This window comes from Synechococcus sp. R6-10 (assembly GCF_047461815.1).
In the GTDB taxonomy this organism is placed as follows: Bacteria; Cyanobacteriota; Cyanobacteriia; order Thermostichales; family Thermostichaceae; genus Thermostichus.
The window spans coordinates 1-1,663 of sequence record NZ_JANSHW010000272.1; the positions used below are offsets into that span (position 1 = coordinate 1).

Consider the following 1,663-nt stretch of genomic DNA (forward strand, 5'->3'; position numbering starts at 1 on the left):
CGACTGCGCTTCATCGACCTAGATATAGACCAGGGGGTAGCGGAATTTCCTCCCGGCAGCGGCATCCGCGTCCCCATTCGCCCCTTCTTTGGCATCTTGGGGGTGGCGACCGAGGAAACCAGCCGCAGCTCTATCCCCCCCGGCAACTATGGTGGCAACATCGACAACCGCCAATTGCAGGCGGGATCCCGAGTTTTTTTGCCGGTCTTTGTGCCCGGTGCCCTTTTTTCGGTGGGGGATGGCCACTCCGCTCAAGGGGACGGAGAAGTTGATGTAACGGCCATTGAAACTTCCATGAATGGCACTTTGCAGTTGATCCTGCGCAAAGATCTGCCGCTCGAGGCACCGCTGGCGGAAACCCCGACCGATTTCATTACCATGGGCTTTGCCGAGGATCTGGATGCGGCCTTTGAGATTGCCCTAAGGCGGATGATCGATTTTCTGCATCGGTTTGTCGGCATTGGGCGAGAGGAAGCCTATGTGCTTTGCAGCATTGCTGTCCACTTCCACATCACGCAGGTGGTGAACAGCCCCATGAAAGGTGTGCATGGGTTGCTGCCAAAACAGATCCTGCCCCGCCCTACCCTGATCTAATCGGATCTAATCGCGTCAGCGGGGCGGAGTCCTTACTGCTCCCATTACTGCTCCCAATAAGTATCGGCGATGGGATCCGCAGGTGTCGCGGGCTCCTGCATTGGCCAGACCCAATCCGTGAGGTCTTGAGAGGGGATCCCTTCCGGTAGCAGCCCATGGCAGCGGGAGCGAAACAGACAACTGTTGCAGCGCTCAGTGTGGGGGGTCATGGGAAAGTCTTGCGCCTCCAGTTGCCGCAGGTGGTTCAGAGTGGCTCTTAGGTGGGCCAGGTCTTGCTCATAGGCGGCGGCGCTGTAATACCGGTGGAAGGGCTGCTGCGGATGTTGCACATACCAAAAGGTCAGTTGCACCTGCTCCGGCTCAAAAGGGCCTTCCAGGGGCAGCTGCTGGGCCACCTCGCAGAGCAGCAGAGGGTAAAGGCGCACCTGCCAGTCTTGGGCCAACTGTTCATCGCGAGGACGTTGACGCTCAGTTTTCCAGTCCAGGATGTGCAGGGATCCGGGGATAATCACCAGCCGATCCAAACGGGCTATCAGCTTAAAGCCCTCAATCCGTTGCCACAGGGGCAACTCCGCCAACACCCGTCCCTGGGGATGGGCATGGGAGCTGGCCAAGAACACCTGCCACCACTGCTGCACCCCTTCATCCAGGCCGGACAAACGCGGCTCCACCTGCCGCCCGCGGCTGTGCCACTCCACCAAACGGTGAAACTGCCGTCCGCGCCTCTGCTCCAGCTCGTGCTCAAAAACACTGGCAGCGGGCCAGATCAACCGCTCCAGGTACACATAGCGAAACAGGCGGGGGCAATGGTCCAGCAGGGCCAGTGAAGAGGCGGAGAGGTTGACCTGCTCAAAACTCAACCTCTCCAGAGAAGGGGCAGCAGGGATCCCAGACAAAGTGCTCCGCACCGCTGTCGCGAAGGGGAAGAGCTGGCAAGAGGGGGCTAAGTTCCACTGCTCTCAGGATACCCCCACCGCCACCAGGGGTCGCCCAGCGGAGGAGCATGACTCTAGTCAATAATAAGCTCAACTATACTGAAAATAATGTATAATATGTTCAGTACGGATTA

2 protein-coding genes are annotated in these 1,663 nt (G+C 58.7%); one reads left to right on the forward strand and one right to left on the reverse strand.

Going from position 1 to position 1,663, the window contains the following annotated elements; all coding sequences use genetic code 11:
• Nucleotides 1-594 (forward strand): acetamidase/formamidase family protein (locus tag NW837_RS08390; protein ID WP_414330615.1); only part of this gene is annotated, 594 nt, incomplete at its 5' end.
• 44 nt (nucleotides 595-638) lie between these two features.
• On the opposite strand, the gene NW837_RS08395 is transcribed toward NW837_RS08390, so the two are convergent.
• On the reverse strand, nucleotides 639-1,490 hold the full coding sequence (locus tag NW837_RS08395) for a PD-(D/E)XK nuclease family protein (RefSeq protein WP_414330618.1): 852 nt from the start codon (nucleotides 1,488-1,490) through the stop codon (nucleotides 639-641).
• Nucleotides 1,491-1,663: the final 173 nt, after the last annotated feature.